Consider the following 18,981-nt stretch of genomic DNA (forward strand, 5'->3'; position numbering starts at 1 on the left):
ACTGTGGTTGACGCAGCCCGTGGTGTCAACCGTCGTTGACGTGAGCGCCGGGTGGGCAGCAGCAGTCGCCGACACGTGCCGACGCGCCGTCATGGGCGACCGCAACTGCCCACTCGACCGGCCGCCACCTGTCAGGCGTCCGCCGCCGGCCGACCCGTCACGTCAGTGCACGAGGTGGTGAGTGACCGTGCGCTCGCGGTCGACCAGCCAGCGGTCGTCCTCGGGGTAGAAGACGGCCGTCGAGACGTCGTCCCCGGCGAAGGCGCGGACGGCGTCGAGCGAGGTCCAGAAGCTGAGCGTGACGACCTCGGTGCGGCCGTCGTCGAGGTCCCGGGTGAGCAGGTGGGCCTCGAGGTTGCCGGGGGTGGCGCGGTACTGCGCGATGCCGGTGTCGCGGACGTAGCCAACGTAGGCGTCGCGGTCCTCGGTGCGGACCCAGCCGCGCCAGGTGCGGGCGATCATCGTCCACCCCTCCTCGGGGGTTCAGGCCACGGCCGCCTCGTCGCCGCCGGTCAGCCGCAGCAGGTCGGCGTAGGTGAGCGCGACCATCGTGTGGTGGTCGCCGCCGCCCGCCCAGAGGAGCGGGTGCCGGGCGAGGTCGACGTCGACCAGCGCGCGCAGCGGAGCGGGGTGGCCGGTGGGCGCCACCCCGCCCACCTCCTGGCCGGTCGCGGCGAGGACGAGGTCCGGCGTGGCCCGTCGCACCCGCTGCGCGCCGACCAGCGCCGCCACCTTGCGCGTGTCCACCCGGTGGGCGCCACTGGCCAGCACCAGCAGCGGTGCGCCGTCGGCGTCGAAGACCAGGCTGTTGGCGATCGCGCCCACCGCGCAGCCGAGCGCCTCCGCGGCGGCCGCCGCCGTCGGCACCGGCTGGTCGAAGCGGCGCACCTCGGCGTCCACCCCGGCCTCGCGGAGCGCGGCGACCACCCGGTCGACCGGGCTCACGGCAGCGTGAAGACGATCTTCCCCGCCGTCCGGCCCTCGAGCATGCGCTCGAAGCCCTCCCGCGCCTGCTGCAGCGGCAGCTCGACGTCGATGACCGGGCGGACGCCGGTGGCGGTGCACATCCGCATGAGCGCCTCGAGCTCCTCGCGGGTGCCCATCGTCGAGCCGATGACCGACAGCTGGGTGAAGAAGACCCGGTTCAGCTCGGCGCCGGGGTTGGGGCCGGTGGTCGCGCCGGAGATGACGATGACGCCGCCGGGCTTGAGCGACTTGACGCTGTGGCTCCAGGTCGCCTCGCCCACGGTCTCCATCACGCCGTCCACCCGCTCGGGCAGCCGGGCACCGGTCTCGAACGCCTGGTCCGCACCGAGGTCCAGGGCGGCCTGCCGCTTCTCCTCGCTGCGGCCGGTCACCCACACGCGGAAGCCGGCGGCCTTGCCGAGCGCGATCACCGCGGTGGCGACGCCGCCGCTGGCGCCCTGCACGAGCACCGTCTGGCCCGGCCGCAGCCCGGACTTCACGAAGAGCATCCGGTAGGCGGTCAGCCAGGCGGTGGGCAGGCACGCGGCCTCGGCGAAGGAGAGCTCGGCCGGCTTGGGCAGCACGTTGCGCCGGGGGACGGCGACCCGCTCGGCCATCGTGCCCTGGTGGAGCTCCGAGAACAGCGTGCGCTTGGGGTCGAGCGTCTCGTCCCCGACCCAGTCGGGGGTCGCGACGACGCCGTGGACGACGACCTCGTTGCCGTCCTCGTCGAGCCCGGCGGCGTCGGTGCCCAGGATCATCGGCATCCGCTCCTGCGGCAGCCCGACCCCGCGCAGGCTGAACAGGTCGTGGTGGTTCAGCGAGACGGCCTTGACCTGCACCGTCGTCCAGCCGTCGGGCGCCTCCGGCTCCGGGCGCTCACCGACCTCCAGGACGGAGAGCGGGTCCTTCGGGGCGGGCGTCGAGACGAAGGCAGCGAGCATGGTCGGACGCTAACGGAGGACCCCATGAGGGGCGACGTCAGCCCGCGTCCGCAGGGGTGGGCAGACCCGTCGCCGTCCGGGACCATCCGAGGTCCAGGCCCCGCCGACGGGAGACGGCGATGACCGTGCCGATGCCACCGCAGCCCCCGCTCGTCGACGCCCGCAACGCCGAGATGGCCGGCGCCTGGAACGGCGCGGAGGGGGAGGACTGGGCGGCGCGGGCCGACCGCTTCGACGCGGCCTCGGCGGCGTTCGACCCGGCGCTGCTGGGGGCCGCTGGGATCGGCGCGGCCGACCGGGTGCTCGACGTCGGCTGCGGCGCGGGCGTCTCGACCCGCGCGGCCGCGCGCGCGGCACCCGACGGGCACGTGACCGGGATCGACGTGTCGGGACCGCTGCTGGCCGAGGCCCGCCGGCGCAGCGCGGCCGCCGGGCTGGCCAACACGACGTTCGTCCAGGGTGACGCCCAGGTGCACCCCTTCGAGCCGGCGGCGTTCGACGTCGCCGTCAGCCGGTTCGGGGCCATGTTCTTCGGCGACCCGGTGGTGGCCTTCGGCAACGTGGCGCGGGCCCTGCGTCCCGGCGGGCGGCTGGCGGTGCTGTCGTGGCAGCCGCTGGCCCGCAACGAGTGGCTGCTCGTGCTCCGCCGGACCCTCGCGGCCGGCCGCCCGCTGCCCGACCCGCCGGACGACGCCCCCGGGCCGTTCGGCCTGGCCGACCCCGACCACGTCCGCCGGGTCCTGGCCGCCGCGGGGTTCGGGTCGGTCTCCGTCGCCGACGTGCCGGGGGTGGTCCGGCTGGGAGCCGACGCCGAGGACGCGTTCGACTTCGTCTCCGGGCTGGGCATGACCCGGGGGCTCCTCGGCGGGCTCGACGACGACGTCCGGCGGGCCGCGCTCGACGAGCTGCGGGCCGCCCTGACCGAGCACGCGACACCGGACGGCGTACTGCTGGGCGCCGCCGCCTGGCTGACCACTGCCCACCGGGAGTGAGCGGTCGGCTCGGAGGGCTGCGTCGGCCGGGTGGGCGGTCGCGGTGCTCCCGAGGCTGTCAGCGGACGACGGCACGTGTCCGCCTCCGCGCCTCGATCCGCTCCTCGCTCGCTGGCGCTCGCTGCGGTGCGCCCGAGGCCGTCAGCGGACGACGACGACGTGCTCCCCGCGCGGGACGAACTCGCCGATCACCGGGGCGCCCGGCACCTCGCCGCCGAGCAGCAGCCCGCCGGAGGTCTGCGCGTCGGCCAGCAGCAGCGCCTCGTCCTCGGCGACGGCGGACAGGTCGCTGTGCGGACGCACCCAGTCGAGGTTGCGCCGGGTGCCGCCGGAGACGAAGCCCGCGGCCAGCGCCTCCCGCGCCCCGGTCAGGTAGGGGACGGCGGCGGCGTCGACCACCGCGGTGACCCCGCTGGCCCGGGCCATCTTGTAGAGGTGGCCGAGCAGGCCGAAGCCGGTGACGTCGGTGCCGGCGCGGATCCCGGCGGCCACCGCGGCCCGGCCGGCGGCGCGGTTCAGCGTCGTCATCGCGGCCACCGCCTCCTCCGACACCTCGCCGGTGGCCTTCATCCGGTTGTTCAGCACGCCGATGCCCAGCGGCTTGGTCAGCGACAGCGGCGTCCCGGCGACCGCCGCGGCATTGGTGATCACCCGGTCGATGTCGACGACGCCGGTCACCGCCATCCCGTACTTGGGCTCGGGGTCGTCGATGGAGTGCCCGCCGCCGACGTGGCAGCCGGCCTCCTGCGCGGCCTCCAGGCCGCCCCGCAGCACCTCGGCGGCGAGCTCGGCGGGCAGCACGTCGCGCGGCCAGCCGAGCAGGTTCACCGCGACGACGGGCGTGCCGCCCATCGCGTAGACGTCGGAGAGCGCGTTGGTCGCCGCGATCCGGCCGAAGGTGCGGGCGTCGTCGACGACGGGGGTGAAGAAGTCGGTGGTGAGCACGATGCTCTGCCCACCCGCGATCCGGACGACGGCCGCGTCGTCGCCGTCGTCCAGGCCGATGACCAGTTCCGCGGCCGGGTCGACCGGACCGGCGGCGGTCAGGCCGGCCACCACGGACTCCAGCTCGCCGGGCGGGATCTTGCAGGCGCAGCCACCGCCGTGCGCGTACTGGGTGAGCCGGGTGCGGGCGGGCGGCGCCTCCTGAGCAATTGCCACCAGGTCACCGTAGGCTCCCCGGCGGAGGCGTCAGGGTGTCTGGTGGCCCCCGCGGCCTCTAAAGCCGACGTGGCCGAGCATCTCGGTCAGGCGGGTTCGATTCCCGTCCGCCTCCGCCGACCCCACCCGTCCGCGGGTCGGCGCTTACGCTGCGACAGCGATGAGCGACGACCCGCGGCGGCAGGTGCCGCGCACCGACACGCTGCTGGCCGACCCGCAGCTGGCCGCCGCCGCCGACCGGCTGGGCCGCGACCTGGTCAAGGCCGCGGTCCAGGACGTCCAACAGCGGGTCCGCACCGGTGCGCTCGCCCCCGCCGACGCCGTGCCCGCCGTCCTGACCGCGCTGCCGACCACGGCGGGCAGCCTGCGCCCGGTGCTCAACGCGACCGGGGTCCTCGTGCACACCAACCTGGGCCGCGCGCCGCTGTCGCCGGCCGCGGTGGAGGCGGTCGTCGCCGCCAGCGGCACCACCGACGTCGAGCTCGACCTGACCACCGGCCGGCGCGGTCCGCGGGGGGAGGCGGCGCTGGCCGCGCTGGTCGACGCGGTCCCGGCCGCGGAGGCCGCGCTCGTGGTCAACAACTGCGCGGCGGCGCTGGCGCTGGTGGCCACCGCACTCGGCGGGGAGCTGGTCATCGCGCGCGGCGAACTGGTCGAGATCGGCGACGGCTTCCGCATCCCCGAGCTGCTGGAGGCCACCGGCGCGCGACTGCGCGAGGTGGGGACGACCAACCGCGTCGCGCTCGAGGACTACCGGCGGGTGCTGGGTCCCGGCACGGGCGCGGTGCTCAAGGTGCACCCGTCGAACTTCGTCGTCCGCGGATTCACCCGGGCGGTGCCGGTGGCCGAGCTCGCCGCGGGGCTGGCCGGCAGCGGCGTCCCGCTGGTGGCCGACGTCGGCTCCGGGCTGCTGCGCCCGCACCCGGTGCTGCCCGACGAGCCGGACCTGCAGACCACCCTCGCCGACGGCGCGGACCTGGTGCTGGCCAGCGGCGACAAGCTGCTGGGCGGACCGCAGGCCGGGCTGGTGCTCGGCCGCGCCGACCTGGTGCAGCGGCTGCGGCGGCACCCGCTGTACCGCGCGTTCCGCGTGGACAAGACGACGCTCGCCGCTCTCGAGGCCACGCTGCGCGGTCCGCAGCCGCCGGTGCAGCGGATGCTCGCCGCCGACCTCGACGGCCTGCGCCGCCGCGCCGCCGCGCTGGCCGCCCGGCTCGCCGCCTCCGGGCTCGATGCGGTCGCGGTCGACTCGCAGGCCCGCGTCGGCGGGGGAGGGGCGCCGGAGCAGCCGCTGCCCAGCGCCGCCGTCTCGCTGCCCGCGGGGTTCGCGGTGCCGCTGCGCGCCGGCTCGCCACCCGTCGTGGGGTACCTGGCCGGCGACCGGACCCTGCTCGACCTGCGCAGCCTGCCGCCGGCGGACGACGAGGCGCTGGCCGCCGCGGTGCTGGAGGTGGCCCGCCGGTGGACGTGACCGCTCCCGGCATGGACGTCATCGCGACGGCCGGCCACGTCGACCACGGCAAGTCCACGCTGGTCCGCGCGCTCACCGGCATGGAGCCCGACCGGTGGGAGGAGGAGCGCCGCCGCGGCCTGACCATCGACCTCGGCTTCGCCTGGACGACGCTGCCCTCCGGGCGCCGGCTCGCGGTCGTCGACGTGCCCGGCCACGAGCGCTTCGTCGGCAACATGCTCGCCGGCGTCGGCTCGGTGCCCGCCGCGCTGGTCGTGGTCGCGGCGGACGACGGCTGGTCGGCGCAGACCGCCGAGCACGTCGCCGTCCTCGACGCGCTCGGGGTGCGGCACGCGCTGCTCGCCGTCTCCAAGGCCGACCTCGCCGACCCCGGCCCGGTGCTCGCCGACGTGCGCGAGCGGCTGGCCGCGACGTCGATGGGCGAGGTGCCCGGGGTGGCGGTCAGCGCCGCCACCGGCGCGGGCGTGCCGGACGTCGTCGCCGCGCTGGAGTCGCTGCTCGCCGGGCTGCCGGCACCGGATCGCGAGGCGCCGGTGCGGCTGTGGATCGACCGCGCCTTCCCGGTCAAGGGCGCCGGCACGGTGGTCACCGGCACCCTCGCCGCCGGCCGCGTCGCCACCGGGGACCGGCTGCAGCTCGGCGACCGCGAGGTCGGCGTCCGCGGCGTGCACTCCCTGGGGCGGCCGGTCGAGCGGGCCGAGGCCACCGCGCGGGTGGCGCTGAACCTGCGCGGCACCTCCGTCGAGGAGCTGTCCCGCGGCGACGCGCTGCTCACGCCGGGGGCGTTCCGCTCGACCACCGAGCTCGACGCCACCCTGGTCCGCGCGCCGGAGGACCGGCTGCCCGCCGAGGTGGTCGTGCACGTCGGCTCGGCCGCGGTCGGCGCGCGGCTGCGCCCGCTGGAGGGGGCGGCGGTGCGGCTGCGGCTGACCACGCCGCTGCCGCTGCGGGTCGGCGACCGGCTGCTGCTGCGCGACCCCGGCGCCCGCCGGGTGCTGGGCGCCGATGTGCGGGACGTCGACCCGCCGGAGCTGCGCCGCCGCGGTGCGGCCCGCCGTCGCGCCGAGGAGCTGGCCGCCCAGCCCGCCGGCCCGGCCGGGGCCGCCGCCGAGCTGGCCCGTCGCCGGTTCGTCCGGGCCGCGGACTTCGCCGCGATGGGCTGGCCGGTGCCCGAGCACGCGACGGCCGTCGGGCCCTGGCTGCTGGCGCCGGGCCTGGTCGAGGAGCTGGCCGCGGCCCTGCCGGGGATCGTCGCCCGCTACCGGACGCTGCGCCCGCTGGAGGCCGGCCCGCCGGTGGCCGTCGCCCGGCGGGCCCTGGAGCTGCCCGACGACGAGCTGGTGCCGGCCGTCGTCCGCCCGCCGCTGGCCCTGCGGGACGGGCGCGTGGTCGTCGCGACGGCGGGCCTGCCCGCGCAGGTGCAGCAGGCCGTCGACGGCATCCGTGCCCGGCTGGCCGCCGACCCGTTCGCCGCGCCGGACGCCGAGGAGCTGCGCGCGGCCGGGCTGGGGCCGCGGGAGCTGGCCGCCGCCGCCCGCGACGGGCAGCTGGTGAAGATCGCCGACGGCGTCTACCTCGCGCCCGGGGTGGCCGAGCAGGCGCGGGCCCGGCTGACCGGCGTCCCCACGCCGTTCACGCTGAGCCAGGCCCGCGCGGCGTGGGGGACCAGCCGGCGGGTCGCCGTTCCGCTGATGGAGTGGCTGGACGCCCGCGGTGTCACCGAGCGGCTGCCCGACAACACCCGCCGGCTGCGCTGAACCCGCCTCCTGCGGGGGCCCTCGGACTCTGCACCGAACCAGCCCGTCGCCGCCGTCACCCCGGGCACGATGACGGGCATGGCCGAACCTCCTGAGCACCGTCACCACGCCATCGACCACGTCGAGCTCACCGTCACCGACCTCGCGGAGGCGAAGCGGTTCTACGCCGACGCCTTCGGCTGGGAGTTCAACGACTACGGGGCGCAGTACGCCGGGATCCGCGACGGGTCCGGACCGGAGGTCGGGGGCCTCGCGCTCGGCACGGAGGTGCGCCCGGGCGGACCCCTGGTCCTGCTCTACTCCGCCGATCTCGACCAGACCCTCGCCTCGGTGACGTCCGCCGGTGGCAGGCTGGTCAACGGTCCCTACGACTTCCCCGGTGGACGGCGGTTCCACTTCCGGGACACGAGCGGCAACGAACTCGGCGTCTGGTCTGAGGTCTAGAGCCGCGTCAGCCGCCGGCCTGGCGCAGGAGCACCTCGCGCTCGTCGCTGGCGTCCGCAGCGGGGACAGGGGAGGTGTCGACGCCCTCGACCGTGTCCTCGAGCCGCACGGGCTCGGGGAGGTGGCGGAACCGCTCGCGCTCGTCGGGCTCGGTCATGCCCGGAGGGTCCTCCTGCCGGTGGGCCGGGGCAAGGACACACCCGGCGAACGCCGAGAGTGTTCGCTCGGCGACCTACGGTGATGCGGTGATCGACTTCAGCAACGGTTCCGTCTTCAAGCTCAACCCCGCCTCCCCGCAGGAGCTCGGCCCCGAGGTCGCGCCGCTGCTCGTCCCGGGCGAGCAGGTCGTCGCCTGCTTCAAGGCGGTGCGCGACTTCGTCGTCTTCACCGACAAGCGGCTGATCGCCGTCAACGTCCAGGGCATGACCGGGCGGAAGAAGGACTTCACCTCGCTGCCCTACAGCAAGGTGCAGGCCTTCTCGATCGAGACCGCCGGCACGTTCGACGTCGACGCCGAGCTCGACCTGTGGTTCAGCGGGCTGGGCAAGGTGCGGCTGGAGTTCAGGGGCAACGCCGACATCCGCGGTCTCGGGCAGATGATCGCGGGCTACGTGCTCTGAGGTCCGGGGTGCTCGTGCTCTGCCCACCACGGTGGGCAGAGCACGAGCGTCCGGGGACGCCGATCCGCCGCGAGGACCTGGTGGGTCCGGTGTGTCTCCGGGCCGCAGTCCCCTCCCGGCCCTCCTCGCCGGCGAGGAGGGCCGGGAGCTCCAGCAGTTCACCGGCCGCGCCGCGGGAGGTCGCCACCCTCGGGACGCCGAGAGCTGCAGCACGGTGTCGTCGCTCACGCCCGGCGATCTGCCGAGAGCGGCACACTGGGATCAGATGAACACCGTCCTGCCGCTGCTCGAGGCCCCGCCACGGACCCTGCAGCTCTCCGACAGCGCCCGCGAGGGACTGGCCCGCACGCCCTTCGGGCTCTACGTGCACGTGCCCTTCTGCGCGACCCGCTGCGGCTACTGCGACTTCAACACCTACACCGCCGACGAGCTGGGGCCCGGCGCCAGCCGCGCCGAGTACGCCGGCACCGCGATCGCCGAGCTCCGGCAGGCCGCCCAGACCCTGGGCTCGGACCTGCCGACGGTCTCCACCGTCTTCGTGGGTGGCGGCACGCCCACGCTGCTGGCGGCCGACGACCTGGCCGCCGTCCTCGCGGAGGTGCGCCGGCTGTTCCCCGTCGCCTCCGACGTCGAGGTCACCACCGAGGCCAACCCCGAGACGGTGACGCCGGAGAGCCTCGCCCGGCTGCGCGCCGCCGGCTTCACCCGGATCAGCCTGGGCATGCAGTCCGCCGCCGAGCACGTGCTCGCCGTCCTCGACCGGCGGCACACCCCCGGCCGCGCCGTCGAGGCGGCGCACGAGGCCCGCGCGGCCGGCTTCGAGCACGTCAACCTCGACCTGATCTACGGGACGCCGGGGGAGACCGACGCCGACTGGGCCGCCTCGCTCGACGCCGTCCTCGCCGCTCCGGTCGACCACGTCAGCGCCTACGCCCTCATCGTCGAGGAGGGCACCCGGCTGGCCCGCCGCATCGACCGCGGCGAGCTGCCCGTGCCCGATGACGACGTCCTCGCCGACCGCTACGAGCAGGCCGACGCCACCCTGCGCGCCGCCGGCTTCGACTGGTACGAGGTCTCCAACTGGGCCCGCGGAGAGGCGGCCCGCTGCCGGCACAACGAGCTGTACTGGGCCAACGCCAACTGGTGGGGCGTCGGGCCGGGCGCGCACAGCCACGTCGGCGGGCTGCGCTGGTGGAACGTCAAGCACCCCGCCGCGTACGCCGGCCGGCTGCTGCGGGGGGAGAGCCCGGTGCAGGACACCGAGCTGCTGGACGACGACGACCGGGCGCTGGAGACCGTGATGCTCGGCCTGCGGCTGCGCGAGGGGCTGCCGCTGACCGCGCTGTCCGAGGCCGGCCGCACCCGCGCCGCCGACGCCGTCGGCCGGGGGCTGCTCGAGCCGGGGGCGCACGCCGCCGGCCGCGCCGTCCTCACCGACCGCGGGCGGCTGCTCGCCGACGCACTGGTCCGGGACCTGACCGATTGACGGAGGACCCCGTCCGCGACGATGACGGATGTCAGACGGAGATCGCGACGTCCCGCACTACTGCGGACACCGCGTCGGGCAGCAGGCTCGTGGCGTGCCCCTCGACGCCCTCGACACCACCGGCCTGACCGTCCGGCACGGCGACGTGCTCGCCGTCGACGACCTCGACCTGCGCATCGGCAGGGGTGAGACCGTCGCGCTGCTCGGCCCCAACGGAGCGGGCAAGTCCACCACCGTCAGCGCGGTCCTCGGCCTGCTCCGCCCGGCGGCCGGCAGCGTCCGCGTGCTGGGCCGGGCCCCGGCCGACGCCGTCCGCGCCGGTTGCGTCGGCGCGATGCTGCAGCACGGCGGCCTGCCCGGTGAGGCACGCGTCGGCGAGGTGCTGCACCTGGTCCGGCGCAGCTACGCCGACCCCTGGCCGCTGGGCGACCTGGTCGCCACCGCCGGCATCGGCGGGCTGCTCGGCCGTGACGTCGACGCCCTGTCGGGCGGGCAGCGGCAGCGGGTCCTGCTGGCCCTGGCGCTGGCCGGTCAGCCGCCGTTGCTGCTGCTCGACGAGCCGACCTCGGCCATGGACGTCGAGGGCCGCCGCGCCTTCTGGACCACGATGCGCGACCTGGCCGCCCGCGGCACCACCGTCGTCTTCGCCACCCACCACCTCGAGGAGGCCGACGCCGTCGCCGACCGGGTCGTGGTGATGGCCGGCGGCCGGGTCGTCGCCGACGGGCCGTCCGCAGGGCTCCGGTCGGCCGTCGCGGGGCGCACCGTCCGCTTCTCCGCCCCCGACGGGGTGACCTTCGACCGCGTGCCCGGCGTCACCGGCGCCAGCCGGCTGGGCGGCACGGTCGCGCTCGCCACCGCCGACGTCGAGGCCACCCTGCGCGGCCTGCTCGCCGACGGCGTCCCACTCGACGACCTCGAGGTCCGCGGCGCCAGCCTCGAGGACGCCGTCCTGGCACTGGTCGGAGGCGGGCGGTGAGCCCGCTGTTCGTCTTCCAGCTGCGCCGGGTGGCCCGCAACCGGCAGTTCCTGTTCTTCACCGTGCTGCTGCCGGCGCTGTTCACCGTCTTCTTCACCCGGGTCTTCGCCGGGACGGCGGGCGGTGCCGGCCCCGAGCGGGCCGCGGCCACGATGGTCTCGATGATGGCCTACGGCGCGGTCGGGGCGGCCCTCGGCGCGACCGTCCGGCTCTCCTTCGACCGGGCGTCGGGCTGGCTGCGCCAGCTGCGGGTCACCCCGGTCCCGCAGACGTCGGTGGTGGCCGTCGACGTCGCCGTCGGGATGCTGCTGACCCTGCCGCCGCTGGTGGTCGTCGCGCTCACCGGCCGGTTCCTCAACGGCGTGCACCTCGCGCCCGGCCAGTGGGCCGGCCTGATCGGCGTCCTGTGGCTCGGGTCGGCGGTGTTCGTCGCGCTCGGCCTGCTGCTCGGCTGGGCGCTGGAGGAGAAGGCCGCCGGCGGCGCGATCGGCATCGTCGGGACCGTCCTGGCCGCGCTCGGCGGACTGTGGGTGCCGGTCGAACTCTTCCCCGGCGGTCTGCGCGCGATGGCGCACGGCCTGCCGTCGTACTGGTACGCCGAGACCGGGCGCGCCGCTGCCGCCGGGGAGCTGCCGCCGGTGCTCGCCGTCGGGGCGCTGGTCGGGTTCACCGCGGTGTTCGCCGCACTGGCGGTCCTCGTGGCGCGGCGTCGTCCGTTGACCGCCGTCGCGGGTTGAGCGGGCTACGGTCGGGCGCCGTGGACCCCCGCCCCCGCTGGTACCGCGTCGGCTGGGCGCTGCCCTGGCTGCTGTTCCAGTTCTTCCCGGTGGCCGACCTGGTCAGCACCGACCGGCCGGTCGCGGTCCGGCTGGTCGCCGGCGCCGGCCTGCTGGTCTTCACCGTCGTCTACCTCGACGTCTTCCGGCGGGCCTTCGGCGGCAGCTGCCGGACCGGGTCCCTGCTGGGCCGGCTGGCCGTCGTGGCCGCGCTCGGCGTGGCGCTGGCCGTCTGGCTGGGGCCGTCGTGGGCCGGGCTGCTGATCTACGTGTCGGCCGCGTTGGCGGCGGCGCTGCCGACCCGGTGGGTGTGGCCGGCCGTCGTCGCGGCGGCGGCCGTGTGCGCGGCGGTGCTCGTCCTCGACGGCGAACGCAGCCTGCTGATCCTGCCGGTGCTGTGCCTGCTCACCGCGTTCGCGCTGCGCGGCACCCGGCACCTGGTCTCGGTCAACGCGGAGCTCGCCGAGGCCCGCGAGGAGCTCGCCCGCAACGCCGTCGCCGAGGAGCGGCTGCGGTTCGCCCGCGACCTGCACGACCTGCTCGGGCACAGCCTGTCGCTCATCGCGCTGAAGAGCGAGCTGGCCGGCCGGCTGGCCGAGGCCGACCCGGCGCGGGCGCGGGCCGAGATGGCCGACGTCGAGGCCGCCGCCCGTCGCGCGCTGGCCGAGGTCCGCGACGCGGTCAGCGGCTACCGCCAGGTCAGCTGCGCCCAGGCGCTGGCCGAGGCACGCTCGGCGCTGTCCGGCGCCGGGATCGCCGTCCGGCTGCCCACCCGGGTCCCGGCGCTGCCCGGCCCGGTCGACGCGGCGCTGGGCTGGGTGGTCCGCGAGGCGACGACGAACGTGCTGCGGCACAGCGGCGCGCGCTCGGTGACCGTCACGCTCACCGAGGACGGCACCGAGGCGGTGCTCACCGTCGCCGACGACGGTCGCGGCCCGGCCGACGACACCGAGCCCGGCTCCGGCCTGACCGGTCTGGCCGAGCGGGTGGGGGCGCTGGGCGGGGCGCTCACCGGCGGCGCCGGCCGGGACGGCGGCTACGAGCTGCGCGCCGTCCTGCCCCTGGCGCCGGTGCCCGCCGGGGCGGCCCGGTGATCCGCGTGCTCGTCGCCGAGGACCAGTCGATGGTGCGCGGCGCGCTGCGGGCGCTGCTGGAGCTGGAGGCGGACATCACCGTCGTCGCCGAGGTCGGCCGCGGGGACGAGGTGCTCGCCGCCGCCCGGGAGCACACGCCCGACGTCGCGCTGCTCGACATCGAGATGCCCGGTCAGGACGGCATCGACGCGGCGCGGGAGCTGGCCGCCGAGCTGCCGGGCGTGCGCGCCGTCGTCCTGACCACGTTCGGCCGGCCGGGCTTCCTGCGCCGCGCCATGGAGGTCGGCGCGGCGGGGTTCCTGGTGAAGGACGCCCCCGTCGCCGAGCTCGCGAAGGCCATCCGCGCCGTCGTCGCCGGCGAGCGGGTCATCGACCGGGACCTCGCGGCCGCGGCGCTGGCCATCGGCGCCACACCGCTGTCGACCCGCGAGGCCGACGTGCTGCGGGAGGCCGCCGACGGGGCGACCGTCGCCGACATCGCCCGCCGGCTGTTCCTCTCCGAGGGGACGGTGCGCAACTACCTGTCCTCGGCGATCGGCAAGACCGGCGCGCGCACCCGCGTCGAGGCCGCCCGGGTGGCGGCCGACAAGGGCTGGCTGTAGCAGGAGGACCCCCGTTCTCGACGGCCCCGTCCAGAGGCTCGCCGCGAGCCTGCGAGCGGTGAGGAGGACGGGGTCCTTCTACTGCTGCGGGTGTGGTACCGGTCGCTGCACGGCGATCGCCGCGGTCGTGGGGCCCGCCTGTTCGGCGGGGATCAGCGCGTCGAGGTCGAGCACCCGCACGTGGATCACGGTGCGCTGCTGCAGCGCGGCCCGCAGCGCGCGGTGCAGGCCGTCCTCGAGGTAGAGCTCGCCCTTCCACTGGACGGCGTGCGGGAACAGGTCGCCGTAGAAGGTGGAGTCGTCGGCGAGCAGGGTGTCCAGGGCCAGTTCGCGCTTGGTGGTGGTGAGGGTGTCCAGCCGGATCTGGCGCGGCGGGATCATCGCCCAGTCCCGCGTCGCCAGCCCGTGGTCGGGATAGGGCCGGCCGTTCCGGACCGCCTTGAAGATCAGGGGACCGACCTCCGCTCTGCGCCGCCCGGTGGGCACTGGACCGCCGTCCAGCCTATCGGCCGCCCCCTCCGGACGATGCCGTACGCCCCCGTGAGAGCCGCGACGGCACCGCCGGACCGACGTATGCTGCACTGGCACTCTGTCCGCGCGAGTGCCAGCGTCCGCGACCTCGCCGTCCGGGCGCCGGGGCTCCGGGAGGGGTGCCGCCCGACGCGTCGACCGGTACGGGGAGGTGTCACCGTGGCGCACGACGAGCGCCGCCTGCAGGTCCTGCGGGCCATCGTCCAGGACTACGTCTCGACCAACGACCCGGTGGGCAGCAAGGCCCTCGCCGAGCGGCACGACCTCGGCGTCTCGCCGGCCACCATCCGCAACGACATGGCCGTGCTCGAGGAGCAGGGCTACATCACCCAGCCGCACACCAGCGCCGGCCGGGTGCCCACCGACAAGGGCTACCGGCTCTTCGTCGACCGGCTCTCGGCGGTCAAGCCGCTGTCGGTGGCGGAGAAGCGGGCGATCGAGCGGTTCCTCGACGGTGCGCTCGACCTGCACGACATCCTCAGCCGGACCGTGCGGCTGCTGGCCCAGCTGACCCACCAGGTCGCCGTCGTCCAGTACCCGACCCTCTCGCGCAGCGCCGTCCGCCACCTCGAGCTGGTGCAGGTGGCCACCGCCCGGCTGCTGCTGGTGCTCATCACCGACACCGGGCGGGTCGAGCAGCGGCTGGTGGACTGCCCGGTCGACGTCGACCACGACGACGTCGCCGACCTGCGCGCGCTGCTCAACCAGACCTTCGCCGGTGCCAAGCTCGCCGACGCCGCGGGCCTGGTGCCCGACCTCCTAGAGACCGCGCCGCCGCACCTGCGCCGGCTGGTCGCCGCCGTGAGCGCCGCCCTCGTGGAGACGCTGGTGGAGCCGGGCGAGGACCGCCTGGTCATCGGGGGGACGGCGAACCTCGCGCGGGTCGCCGTCGACTTCCCCGGCAGCCTGCGCCCGCTGCTGGAGGCGCTGGAAGAACAGGTCGTCGTCCTGCGGTTGATCAGCGAGGTGGACACCGGGGGCACCGTCCTCGTGCGGATCGGCGAGGAGAACGCCCACGAGGCGCTCTCCGGTGCGTCGGTCGTCTCCGTGGGGTACGGCTCGGGGGACCACGCCCTCGGTGGGCTGGGCATCGTCGGCCCGACCCGCATGGACTACCCGACCAACATGGCCGCGGTGCGTGCCGTGGCCCGCTACGTCGGCCAGATCCTGGCCGAGAGCTGAGGTAAGAGACTTCTCGATGGCAACCGACTACTACGGCGTGCTGGGCCTGGCCCGCGGAGCCTCCGACAACGAGATCAAGAAGGCCTACCGCCGGCTGGCCCGGGACCTGCACCCGGACGTCAACCCCGACCCCGGGGCCAAGGAGCGCTTCCAGGAGGTCAGCCGCGCGTACCAGGCGCTGACCGACCCGGAGAAGCGGCGCATCGTCGACCTCGGCGGCGACCCGTTCGACAGCGGCTCGGCCGCCGGCGCCGGCGGGTTCGGCGGCGGGGCCGGCTTCGGCGGGCTCGGCGACATCATGGACGCCTTCTTCGGCGGTGGCGCCACCACGCGCGGCCCGCGCAGCCGGGTCCGCGCCGGCGGTGACGCCCTCATCCGGCTCGACCTCGACCTCGACGAGACGGTGTTCGGCACGACCAAGGACATCACCGTCGACACCGCCGTGCTGTGCGACGCGTGCACCGGTGCGGGCACCGCGCCCGGCACCCACCCGACCACCTGCGTCACCTGCTCGGGCCGCGGTGAGGTGCAGAGCGTGCAGCGCTCCTTCCTCGGTCAGGTCGTGGCCACCCGCCCCTGCCCGACCTGCGCCGGCACCGGCCAGGTCATCCCCGAGCCGTGCCCGAAGTGCGGCGGCGACGGGCGGGTGCGGGCCCGGCGCACCATCCCGGTCAAGGTGCCGGCCGGCGTCGAGGACGGCATGCGGATCCGGCTGACCGGTCACGGCGAGGTCGGTCCCGGCGGCGGGCCCGCCGGCGACCTGTACGTGGAGATCGCCGAGCGGCCGCACGACGTCTTCACCCGGGACGGCGAGGACCTGCACTGCCGGGTCACCCTGCCGATGACCGCCGCCGCGCTGGGCACCACCCTGACCCTCGACACCCTCGACGGGCAGGAGGAGGTCGACATCCGGCCGGGCACCCAGTCCGGCAGCGTGCTCACCCTGCGCGCCAAGGGCGCCCCGCGGCTGCGCGCCACCGGCCGCGGCAACCTCATGGTGCACGTCGAGGTCGAGACGCCGACCCGCCTGGACGCCGAGCAGGAGAAGCTGCTGCGCGAGCTGGCCGCGCTGCGCGGCGAGGACCGTCCGGCCGCCGCCGGTGCCGACGGTCACGGCGGGCTCTTCTCCCGGCTGTTCAAGTGAGCTCACCGACGCGCGGGGCAGCACGGCCGACCAGCGCCGGCGAGGAGGGCGCATGAGCGCCGTCCCCACCGACGACCGGCTGCCCGAGCTCGACGGCGCACCGCTGTTCCTGCTCGACGAGCTGCCCGACACCGCCGACCTGCTGGTCGACGGTGCCGAGGGCCGGCACGCCGTCGACGTGCTCCGGCTGACCCCCGGCGAGCGGGTGCGCGTCGGCGACGGCCGCGGCACCGTCGCCGAGGGCGAGGTCACCGCCGCCGGGCCGCAGGGTCTGCGGGTGCAGGTCTCCGCCCGGCACGAGGTGCCGCCGCCGGCGCTGGAGCTGGTGCTGGTGCAGGCGCTGCCCAAGGGCGAGCGCGGTCCGCTGGCGGTGGAGCTCGCCACGGAGCTCGGCGTCGACCGGATCGTGCCGTGGGCGGCCTCGCGCTGCGTGACCCGCTGGCGGGAGGACCGTGCGGCCAAGGGCGTCGCGAAGTGGCGCGCCGCGGCCCGGGCGGCCAGCAAGCAGTCCCGCCGTCCCCGCGTGCCCGAGGTCACCGACGTGCTGACCACCCGCCAGGTGTGCGGCGCACTCGCCGACGTCGACGTGGCCCTGGTCCTGCACGAGCAGGCCCGGCACCCGCTGACCCGCGTCGAGCTGCCGACGTCCGGCTCGGTCGCGGTGGTCGTGGGCCCGGAGGGCGGGCTCAGCGACGGCGAGGTGGTCGCGCTGAACGCCGCCGGCGCCCGCCCGGTGCGGCTCGGCCCGGAGGTGCTGCGCACCTCGACCGCCGGCGCCGCCGCCCTCGCCGCGCTCTCGGTCCGCACCCGCTGGGCGTGACACCGCTCCGGCGGTGACCAGCTGAACTGATCACCGGGGGCCTGGCCCACCCCTGGTGCTGAGCCAGGACCCGCGACGGTGAGCCAGGACGCCGCCGACCTCACCCTGCGGGACGACGCCGTCCTCACCCCGCGCTCGCCGTCCCGCGGTGCGGACGGCGGCCGCGGGTGGGGACGGCGATCAGCGGTCGCGCGTCAGCGCCCGGTACGAGGCGTGCCAGAGCCACTCCACCGGACCGCGGCTGGAACGGCGCAGCCACAGGTGCGCGGAGACCACGACCACCGCGGCGACCAGCGCGTACAGCGCGACGGTCGCCGGCACCCGGACGGCCGGGTCCAGCCGCGCGGCCAGGCCGAGACCCCAGCCGTAGCAGAGTGCCGACGCCACGACGTTCTGCAGCACGTAGCTGCTCAGCGCCGTCCGCCCCACCTCGGCCAGTCGCCGTCCTCCCGCGCCGAGCCGCTCGCGGCGGCCGACCACCTCGACCACGAGGGCCAGCAGGCCGAGGGCGACCAGCGGGGCGGTGCCGTACCGGGCGAGGACGAGCCCGGCCGTGCCGCCGAACACGCCGAGCGCGAGGTCCACCGGCAGCGCCAGGGCACCGACGACGAGCAGCCGGCGGCGCAGCCCGACCCCGTCCGGACCGAGCACGCCGGCCCGCAGCAGCCAGGCGCCCAGGAGGAACAGGGCCACCGACGAGGCCTGGATGAACACCGGCTCGAAGCGGAACAGCAGGGCGTCGTCCACCCGCAGCAGCACGAGGTCCCACCACGACCCGTCGGCGTAGGGGTTCGGCTCGACCACCCCGGGAGCCGGCTGCGCCGGGACGGCGGTCAGCGCGGCCGTGACCAGGCCGAGCAGCAGCACGTGCACGGCCGCGGCCGCGACCATCCAGGTGCGCTGGGCGCGCTCGCTCGTGGCGAGGACGTAGGCCACCACCGCTCCGGTGACGGCGTACCCCATGAGGACGTCGAACTCCACGACCAGCAGGTAGTGCACGACGCCGTCGAGGAACAGCAGGGCCGCCCGGACCGGGTACCGCCCGGGCCACCGCCGTCCCGCCCGCAGGGCCGACCGCCGCTGGATCTCCAGCCCGATGCCGAACACCAGCGAGAGCAGCCCCAGGAACTTGCCCTGGGACAGCTGCTGCAGCACCGCCTCCACCCCGGCCCACCCGGCCGGGGTGGTCGACGCGGTGTCCTCGGCGAGGTACCCGAGGAACCCACCCGGGTCGGTGAAGATCCAGATGTTGGTGGCGAGCGTGCCGAGGATGGCCACACCGCGCAGCACGTCGAGCGACGCGATGCGCTCGGACGGCGCCGCAGCGGGCTGGGGGGTCGTGCGCCGTGCCGCACTCAGGGACATGGTGGAGGAGGGTAGCCATACGACCGTATGGTCGTCCAGGATGCGAGCATGCCGGGCGTGACCGGGCCCTCCGACCGCCTCCTCGACTGCGTGCTCGACCTGCTGGTGGCCGAGGGGTACGAGGGCATCAGCATCCGGCGGGTCGCCACGGCGGCCGGCGTGTCGATCGGGGCGGTGCAGCACCACTTCGCGACCAAGGACGCCCTGCTGACCGCGGCGATGGACCGGGTCTCCCAGCAGTTCCAGCAGCGACTGGAGCGGCGCATCGCGCCCGGAGCCGGGCCCGCCGAGTGGCTGCGCGCGGTCGCCGACGAGCTGGTGAGCACCGGGGAGGAGCGCCGGCCGGCGAGCGTCATCTGGCTGGTGCGCATGGCGCGCGCCGCCGTCCACGAGCCGACCGCCGAGGTGCACCGGCGGGAGTGGCAGCAGGTCGAGGACCTGCTCGCGCAGCTGGTCGCCGCCGCGCGTCCCGACCTGGCGGAGCAGTCGGTCCGGGACGAGGCGACGGTGCTGCTGGCACTGCTCGACGGGCTGGCCGGCGCGGCCGCCGTCGAGCCCGGCCGGGTGCCGCCGGAACGGGCGGAGGCGCTGGTCGCCCGGCACCTGGACGCACTCCTGGACCCCGTCCGGCCCCCGGCGTGACGGTG

The 18,981-nt window shown here is 76.1% G+C and carries 21 protein-coding genes and 1 tRNA gene; 15 read left to right on the forward strand and 7 right to left on the reverse strand.

The features are described 5' to 3' along the window. Positions 1-162: 162 nt before the first annotated feature. From BMW27_RS11745 to BMW27_RS11755, 3 genes are read right to left on the reverse strand one after another with little or no spacing between them, the layout of a single operon-like run. Positions 163-462 carry an antibiotic biosynthesis monooxygenase gene (locus tag BMW27_RS11745; protein ID WP_091444062.1) on the reverse strand — a complete coding sequence of 100 codons (300 nt, stop codon included), beginning with the start codon at positions 460-462 and terminating at the stop codon, positions 163-165. A 21-nt stretch (positions 463-483) separates the two neighbouring features. Continuing rightward, entirely contained in the window at positions 484-945 is a 462-nt protein-coding gene (locus BMW27_RS11750; RefSeq protein WP_091444064.1) for a YbaK/EbsC family protein, read from the reverse strand. After that, positions 942-1,910 (reverse strand): zinc-binding dehydrogenase, encoded by a 969-nt coding sequence (locus BMW27_RS11755; protein WP_091444068.1) that lies wholly within the window; start codon positions 1,908-1,910, stop codon positions 942-944. Before BMW27_RS11755 ends, BMW27_RS11750 begins: the two co-directional genes overlap by 4 nt. Before the next feature lie 119 nt (positions 1,911-2,029). On the opposite strand from BMW27_RS11755, the gene BMW27_RS11760 reads away from it, so the two are divergent. Further along, complete coding sequence (locus BMW27_RS11760) at positions 2,030-2,902, forward strand: class I SAM-dependent methyltransferase (protein ID WP_217638131.1); 873 nt, start codon at positions 2,030-2,032, stop codon at positions 2,900-2,902. 141 nt (positions 2,903-3,043) lie between these two features. Here BMW27_RS11760 and selD read toward each other — a convergent pair whose 3' ends face one another. Beyond that, the gene (gene selD / locus BMW27_RS11765) at positions 3,044-4,063 is read right to left on the reverse strand and encodes a selenide, water dikinase SelD (RefSeq protein WP_091444071.1); all 1,020 of its coding nucleotides are present in this window, start codon (positions 4,061-4,063) and stop codon (positions 3,044-3,046) included. A gap of 23 nt (positions 4,064-4,086) precedes the next feature. Between selD and BMW27_RS23385 the strand changes: the two genes are divergently transcribed. From BMW27_RS23385 to BMW27_RS11780, 4 genes are all read left to right on the forward strand, one after another. Then, positions 4,087-4,179, forward strand: a tRNA-OTHER gene (locus BMW27_RS23385). Positions 4,180-4,223: 44 nt separating this feature from the next. Beyond that, complete coding sequence (gene selA / locus BMW27_RS11770) at positions 4,224-5,534, forward strand: L-seryl-tRNA(Sec) selenium transferase (protein ID WP_091444073.1); 1,311 nt, start codon at positions 4,224-4,226, stop codon at positions 5,532-5,534. Beyond that, positions 5,525-7,291 carry a selenocysteine-specific translation elongation factor gene (selB, locus tag BMW27_RS11775; protein WP_245743498.1) on the forward strand — a complete coding sequence of 589 codons (1,767 nt, stop codon included), beginning with the start codon at positions 5,525-5,527 and terminating at the stop codon, positions 7,289-7,291. Before selA ends, selB begins: the two co-directional genes overlap by 10 nt. A gap of 78 nt (positions 7,292-7,369) precedes the next feature. After that, entirely contained in the window at positions 7,370-7,735 is a 366-nt protein-coding gene (locus BMW27_RS11780) for a VOC family protein (protein WP_091444077.1), read from the forward strand. Between the two features lie 7 nt (positions 7,736-7,742). Here BMW27_RS11780 and BMW27_RS23390 read toward each other — a convergent pair whose 3' ends face one another. Continuing rightward, positions 7,743-7,892, reverse strand: a complete 150-nt coding sequence (locus tag BMW27_RS23390; protein WP_175486484.1) for a hypothetical protein — start codon at positions 7,890-7,892, stop codon at positions 7,743-7,745. Between the two features lie 88 nt (positions 7,893-7,980). On the opposite strand from BMW27_RS23390, the gene BMW27_RS11785 reads away from it, so the two are divergent. The 6 genes from BMW27_RS11785 to BMW27_RS11810 all read left to right on the forward strand — a co-directional run bounded on the left by BMW27_RS11785 (position 7,981) and on the right by BMW27_RS11810 (position 13,292). Further along, positions 7,981-8,355, forward strand: coding sequence for a PH domain-containing protein (locus tag BMW27_RS11785; protein WP_091444079.1), 375 nt, complete (start codon positions 7,981-7,983; stop codon positions 8,353-8,355). 265 nt (positions 8,356-8,620) lie between these two features. Then, positions 8,621-9,841, forward strand: a complete 1,221-nt coding sequence (hemW, locus tag BMW27_RS11790; protein WP_091444081.1) for a radical SAM family heme chaperone HemW — start codon at positions 8,621-8,623, stop codon at positions 9,839-9,841. 94 nt (positions 9,842-9,935) lie between these two features. Next, complete coding sequence (locus BMW27_RS11795; protein WP_091444084.1) at positions 9,936-10,820, forward strand: ABC transporter ATP-binding protein; 885 nt, start codon at positions 9,936-9,938, stop codon at positions 10,818-10,820. Continuing rightward, entirely contained in the window at positions 10,817-11,557 is a 741-nt protein-coding gene (locus BMW27_RS11800) for an ABC transporter permease (protein ID WP_091444087.1), read from the forward strand. The genes BMW27_RS11795 and BMW27_RS11800 overlap by 4 nt, the downstream gene beginning before the upstream one ends. A gap of 20 nt (positions 11,558-11,577) precedes the next feature. Further along, entirely contained in the window at positions 11,578-12,690 is a 1,113-nt protein-coding gene (locus BMW27_RS11805; RefSeq protein ID WP_091444091.1) for a sensor histidine kinase, read from the forward strand. Beyond that, positions 12,687-13,292 (forward strand): response regulator transcription factor, encoded by a 606-nt coding sequence (locus tag BMW27_RS11810; RefSeq protein ID WP_012947797.1) that lies wholly within the window; start codon positions 12,687-12,689, stop codon positions 13,290-13,292. The genes BMW27_RS11805 and BMW27_RS11810 overlap by 4 nt, the downstream gene beginning before the upstream one ends. Before the next feature lie 78 nt (positions 13,293-13,370). Here the strand turns inward: BMW27_RS11810 and BMW27_RS11815 are convergent, their stop codons facing one another. Continuing rightward, positions 13,371-13,778, reverse strand: a complete 408-nt coding sequence (locus tag BMW27_RS11815; RefSeq protein WP_091444095.1) for a type II toxin-antitoxin system VapB family antitoxin — start codon at positions 13,776-13,778, stop codon at positions 13,371-13,373. Between the two features lie 204 nt (positions 13,779-13,982). Between BMW27_RS11815 and hrcA the strand changes: the two genes are divergently transcribed. From hrcA to BMW27_RS11830, 3 genes are read left to right on the forward strand one after another with little or no spacing between them, the layout of a single operon-like run. Beyond that, positions 13,983-15,005: a heat-inducible transcriptional repressor HrcA gene (gene hrcA / locus BMW27_RS11820; protein WP_091444100.1), complete on the forward strand. Its 1,023-nt coding sequence runs from the start codon at positions 13,983-13,985 to the stop codon at positions 15,003-15,005. A 16-nt stretch (positions 15,006-15,021) separates the two neighbouring features. After that, entirely contained in the window at positions 15,022-16,149 is a 1,128-nt protein-coding gene (gene dnaJ, locus BMW27_RS11825) for a molecular chaperone DnaJ (RefSeq protein ID WP_091444103.1), read from the forward strand. Positions 16,150-16,201: 52 nt separating this feature from the next. Continuing rightward, positions 16,202-16,969, forward strand: coding sequence for a 16S rRNA (uracil(1498)-N(3))-methyltransferase (locus BMW27_RS11830; RefSeq protein ID WP_091444106.1), 768 nt, complete (start codon positions 16,202-16,204; stop codon positions 16,967-16,969). Between the two features lie 180 nt (positions 16,970-17,149). On the opposite strand, the gene BMW27_RS11835 is transcribed toward BMW27_RS11830, so the two are convergent. After that, positions 17,150-18,334, reverse strand: a complete 1,185-nt coding sequence (locus BMW27_RS11835; protein ID WP_091444108.1) for a DUF418 domain-containing protein — start codon at positions 18,332-18,334, stop codon at positions 17,150-17,152. A 57-nt stretch (positions 18,335-18,391) separates the two neighbouring features. Here BMW27_RS11835 and BMW27_RS11840 point away from each other — a divergent pair, with 57 nt between their 5' ends. Further along, positions 18,392-18,976 (forward strand): TetR/AcrR family transcriptional regulator, encoded by a 585-nt coding sequence (locus BMW27_RS11840; RefSeq protein WP_217638132.1) that lies wholly within the window; start codon positions 18,392-18,394, stop codon positions 18,974-18,976. Positions 18,977-18,981: the final 5 nt, after the last annotated feature.

It is taken from the genome of Geodermatophilus poikilotrophus, from assembly GCF_900111455.1.
GTDB lineage: Bacteria > Actinomycetota > Actinomycetes > Mycobacteriales > Geodermatophilaceae > Geodermatophilus > Geodermatophilus poikilotrophus.

Bases quoted from the DNA above. Each gene is read 5' to 3' on its own strand.
- BMW27_RS11745 (WP_091444062.1), bottom strand. From the start codon at position 462: ATGATCGCCCGCACCTGGCGCGGCTGGGTCCGCACCGAGGACCGCGAC.
- BMW27_RS11755 (WP_091444068.1), bottom strand. From the start codon at position 1,910: ATGCTCGCTGCCTTCGTCTCGACGCCCGCCCCGAAGGACCCGCTCTCC.
- BMW27_RS11760 (WP_217638131.1), top strand. From the start codon at position 2,030: ATGACCGTGCCGATGCCACCGCAGCCCCCGCTCGTCGACGCCCGCAAC.
- selA (WP_091444073.1), top strand. From the start codon at position 4,224: ATGAGCGACGACCCGCGGCGGCAGGTGCCGCGCACCGACACGCTGCTG.
- BMW27_RS11780 (WP_091444077.1), top strand. From the start codon at position 7,370: ATGGCCGAACCTCCTGAGCACCGTCACCACGCCATCGACCACGTCGAG.
- BMW27_RS23390 (WP_175486484.1), bottom strand. From the start codon at position 7,892: ATGACCGAGCCCGACGAGCGCGAGCGGTTCCGCCACCTCCCCGAGCCC.
- hemW (WP_091444081.1), top strand. From the start codon at position 8,621: ATGAACACCGTCCTGCCGCTGCTCGAGGCCCCGCCACGGACCCTGCAG.
- dnaJ (WP_091444103.1), top strand. From the start codon at position 15,022: ATGGCAACCGACTACTACGGCGTGCTGGGCCTGGCCCGCGGAGCCTCC.
- BMW27_RS11830 (WP_091444106.1), top strand. From the start codon at position 16,202: ATGAGCGCCGTCCCCACCGACGACCGGCTGCCCGAGCTCGACGGCGCA.
- BMW27_RS11835 (WP_091444108.1), bottom strand. From the start codon at position 18,334: ATGTCCCTGAGTGCGGCACGGCGCACGACCCCCCAGCCCGCTGCGGCG.